Source organism: Methanobrevibacter ruminantium, assembly GCF_016294135.1.
GTDB lineage: Archaea > Methanobacteriota > Methanobacteria > Methanobacteriales > Methanobacteriaceae > Methanobrevibacter > Methanobrevibacter ruminantium_A.
Genome location: NZ_JAEDCO010000068.1, coordinates 1 through 4,180, shown reverse-complemented (window position 1 = coordinate 4,180; position 4,180 = coordinate 1). Strand labels below are relative to the sequence as shown.

At 29.9% G+C, this 4,180-nt stretch carries 4 protein-coding genes; 1 reads left to right on the top strand and 3 read right to left on the bottom strand.

From position 1 onward, the window contains the following. Nucleotides 1-122: 122 nt before the first annotated feature. Complete coding sequence (locus tag VW161_RS08745; RefSeq protein ID WP_304103017.1) at nt 123-803, bottom strand: DNA polymerase domain-containing protein; 681 nt, start codon at nt 801-803, stop codon at nt 123-125. 323 nt (nt 804-1,126) lie between these two features. Here VW161_RS08745 and VW161_RS08740 point away from each other — a divergent pair, with 323 nt between their 5' ends. Beyond that, on the top strand, nt 1,127-1,432 hold the full coding sequence (locus VW161_RS08740; protein ID WP_325192951.1) for a winged helix-turn-helix domain-containing protein: 306 nt from the start codon (nt 1,127-1,129) through the stop codon (nt 1,430-1,432). Between the two features lie 64 nt (nt 1,433-1,496). Here VW161_RS08740 and VW161_RS08735 read toward each other — a convergent pair whose 3' ends face one another. Beyond that, entirely contained in the window at nt 1,497-2,273 is a 777-nt protein-coding gene (locus VW161_RS08735; protein ID WP_325192950.1) for an exodeoxyribonuclease III, read from the bottom strand. A 125-nt stretch (nt 2,274-2,398) separates the two neighbouring features. Beyond that, nucleotides 2,399-3,946, bottom strand: coding sequence for a phenylalanine--tRNA ligase subunit alpha (gene pheS / locus VW161_RS08730; RefSeq protein WP_304105841.1), 1,548 nt, complete (start codon nt 3,944-3,946; stop codon nt 2,399-2,401). Nucleotides 3,947-4,180: the final 234 nt, after the last annotated feature.

Here is a 4,180-nt window from a genome sequence, read left to right as displayed (position 1 = left end):
ATTTCAATAATATATTTAATTTCAATAATATATAATTCTATATTTATTTTATTATTATATAAAAATTCCTAAAGAAAATTATCCATCCATTCAAATATTTCCAAATTAAAATCAATAGAGAATTAGAAGAAAGCATCTAAACTTTGTTGTCTTTCATTGGAAGATAATTCCCTTAATCTATCCTTATCATAACCTAAAGGTTCCATCATCCTTGAAACAGCAGGAATCAACTGATTTTCAATATAGTATTCCTTATCATACTCAATTCCTTCACTATATTCATAAGGAACTGCTCTCTGGCTTATTGAACCTTTTCCCTTAGCTATAATATACTGAACAATGGTTCCTTTACCTACCTTGATTCCATGAGATTCTATCTCACGAGCAGCAATTACATGAGGACCAACCTGTTTGTAATCATCAAGATTTTTGGTGATTTGAGTATGTATAACAAGTTCCTTCATATCCAAATTGCCTGATTTGATTTGTTTAAGAACTTTACTAATGATTTTTTCAGCCTTCTTAACATTACCCTCTTCCAAAATAGCCATTAAGATATCTTCCTGAGTTTTCTTTGCAATTGGAGCCCAATCTCTTCTAACAAGCTCTAATCCTTTTGCAATGATTTTTCCATCTTCGATTACAGCATATCTTTTTTTGCTAACAAAGAACCCTCTCCTATAGAATCCTTCAAATTCCAATTCCATTGTATCAGGTAAAGATCCATTAAAATAGTATAAAAACTTATCCTTTTGCACCTTTATCTCATTTTCAATAGCTATTTGTTCAGGGGATTCAATCATTTTTACACCTAAAAAATCATTATTCTATACAAGTATATCTTTTTTATCTTTTTAATAAATGTTTTTAATATTGCACTTGATTAAATTTGAAAATTATTTTTTAGACTTATCTCCTTAATATCTATCTAATATCTATCTAATATCTATCAAATATCTATCAAATAGATATTATGAACTTAAACATTTAATATCTAATATCTAACTTAATATTAAGAATAGTAATATATATTAAACTCATATTGAATTCTAATAAAAAATAAATACAATAAAGTTCAATATAATAAAAACAGTTTAATATAATAAAAACAGTTGAAGGGATTACTATGAAAGACTCTGAGAAAATTATTATAGAATTCATCAAGTTGTCTAAAAATCGAGAGAAAATATTCAAGGCATTAGACGGAGAGACATTAAAGCCTACAAATATAAGCAAAAAGACTAATATCCCTAGTAACAACGTAAGTCGTATCTTAAGTCAATTACGAGAAAAGAATTTAGTTCGTTTATTAAACCCTGAAACCAAACGGGGCAGATTATATGAATTGACAGACTATGGAAAAGAAATTTTAGATTTAATGAAATCCCAATTAAGATTCATTAAATTTAGAAAAAAAAAAAAAAAAAAATAATTAAAGAAATAAAAATAATAATAGAAAAATAGCTAAAAAATAATTAAATAAATTAAAAATAAAATTATATTTCTATTTCTAAAGCTATAGGGCAATGATCAGAACCCATTACATCCGCTTTGATATATGATGCCTTGACATTGTCTTTAAATTCTTCATTTACAAAGAAGTAATCCAAACGCCATCCCACATTTCTTTCTCTAGCACGGGTTCTATAACTCCACCAGGTATATTTGTCCCTTTCATCTTCATGCAACATTCTAAAAGTATCAATATACCCATTATCAAGGAATTTAGTTACCCATTCTCTTTCTACAGGCAAGAAACCTGAGACCTCCTCATTATTTTTTGGTCTTGCAAGATCTATTTCCTTATGAGCAGTGTTCAAGTCACCGCAAATCACCAAATTGTGACCTTTATCCCTTAAGTCATTAGTGTAATCAAGGAATGCATCATAGAAGTCAAGCTTATACCTTAACCTATCATCATTCATACCACCATTAGGATAGTAAATGTTTAAAAGAGTGAAACCATCAAAATCCAATCTTTGAAGTCTTCCTTCAACATCAAACTTGTCAATTCCCATACCAGAATAAACTTCTTTAGGTTCAATAGTTGTATAAGTTGCTACACCACTGTATCCCTTCCTTTCTGCAGAATTGAAATAACTTGTATAGTCTGGAATATTCACTAATTTTTTAGGCAATTGGTCTATTTGAGCCTTGGTTTCCTGAAGGCATACAATATCTGCTTTTTCCGCATTAAACCAATCTAAGAAACCTTTTTTATGAATAGCTCTAATACCATTTACATTCCATGAAATAAGTCTTATATCAGTCATAAAAATCACATTTAAACAATAATTTAAAAATTGAAAAATTAAAAAATCAATAATTGAATAATTAATAATAAAAAATTAAGTAAAAAAATAAAAAAAGAATAAAAATAAAAAGATAAAGATTGAAATTAATCGAACCTTACTCCTTCTTCTAAAGGAACTTCTCTTAACCAGCTAATGTCACTCTTATAGAGCATTCTAATATCAGATAAATCATATCTGATCATAGCAAGACGTTCAATACCTAAACCGAATGCCAATGCTGGTGTGTTGATTCCTAAAGGCTCTAGAACTTCTGGTCTGAACATTCCGCAACCACCAAGTTCAATCCAGCTTTCCTTTTCTTCCAAGTAAATTTCACACTCAGTTGAAAGATAGGTGTAAGGGAAATAAGCAGGTCTGAATCTTACTTCAAATCCTAATTTCTTATAGAATTCCTTTAAAGTACCTAATAAGTTTTGATAATTGATTCCAGGAGCAGCAACAAGCCCTTCAACTTGATGGAACTCTGGTAAATGTTTATAATCGAAAGTTTCTCTTCTGAATACTCTTCCTACTGAAAACATCTTAATAGGAAGTTCACCTTTTGCAAGTCTTTGAGTGGAAATTCCTGTAGTGTGGGTTCTTAAGACAGATTGGCGAGCAATATCCTCATCCCAATCATAGTTCCAACCTTCTGAACCGGTATTTCCACCATCTTCATGAGTTCTAGCTACTTTTTGAACAAGTTCATCATCTGGCAAATCACAAGTCAATGGATTTTTCACATAAAAGGTATCCTGCATTTCTCTTGCAGCATGGTCTTGAGGTTGGAAGAGAGAATCAAAATTCCAGAAAGCAGATTCCAAATAATCCCCTTTATCTTCAGTGAATCCCATATTCAAGAAGATTTCTCTAATTTCCTGAATGATTCTTCTTAAAGGATGCTCTTTACCTGGGAAGAATATAGGGTACTCTGCATTGATATCATAAGGTCTGTATTTCAAGTCTTTCCAAGATCCTTCCTTAAGCTGTTGATGAGTCAATTGGGTAGCTTCCTCTTCAATGGTAAAGCCAAGCTCTAAAATTTCACGACCTAAATCGGTTAATTCAAAGCTGTGAAGAGTTGTCTTTTGCTCAGCAATAAGGTTTTTCCTTTCTTTAAGTGCAGATAAACCTTTAGCCATATCCTCATCCAATTGCTCTTTAGAAACTTGTGCCTTTTCAATAAGGGTTCTTAATAAGGATTCATCATCCCCTAATTTTTCTTTGCTGGATTCACCTACATCAGTAATGGATAATACTCCCTTATCCATTTTTGCCCAGCTTTTACGAACCAACCAACCAATTGAGATATTGACTTCCTTTTTGTCAAGCCCGTCTAAACCAGCCAAATCCTTCATAGCCAATTGCTTTTTATCCTGCAATACCTTTAGGATTCTCCTTTCAGGAAGGCCTATTTCAGCATATTTTTTACCATTATCAGTCAAGCTAAATTTCTCTTTTGTCTCTTTGTTTACAATGATGATTCCTTTAGAAGCTAATGATCCTGCAGCACTCATAACTGATTTAATATTCAAACCAGTGTTTTCAGCTATTTCGTCAGGAGTTGCATTTTCATTAATCTCTAACTCTTTTAATAGCTTTTTTTCATAAATATGTAATTCATTAATAATTTTATTAATATCTTCACTCATCTAAACACCAGATGCTTTTTTATAATTAATTGATAAGAATAATTGATAGATTAAATTTAATGTTTACTTTGGATAAAAATTATTCAAATTATCTATCATTCCATAATATTATAATATATCTCTAATCTAATTAATAAATATATTCAAAAATAGGAATTTTAAATTTTAATAAAAATTAGATAAAATAAGAAAATGAGAAAATGAAAAAAATAAGAAAAAAGAAAATCAAATAAT

Excerpts from the sequence above, each read along its gene's own strand:
- VW161_RS08745 (WP_304103017.1), bottom strand. The coding sequence starts at position 803 with ATGATTGAATCCCCTGAACAAATAGCTATTGAAAATGAGATAAAGGTG.
- VW161_RS08740 (WP_325192951.1), top strand. The coding sequence starts at position 1,127 with ATGAAAGACTCTGAGAAAATTATTATAGAATTCATCAAGTTGTCTAAA.
- VW161_RS08735 (WP_325192950.1), bottom strand. The coding sequence starts at position 2,273 with ATGACTGATATAAGACTTATTTCATGGAATGTAAATGGTATTAGAGCT.
- pheS (WP_304105841.1), bottom strand. The coding sequence starts at position 3,946 with ATGAGTGAAGATATTAATAAAATTATTAATGAATTACATATTTATGAA.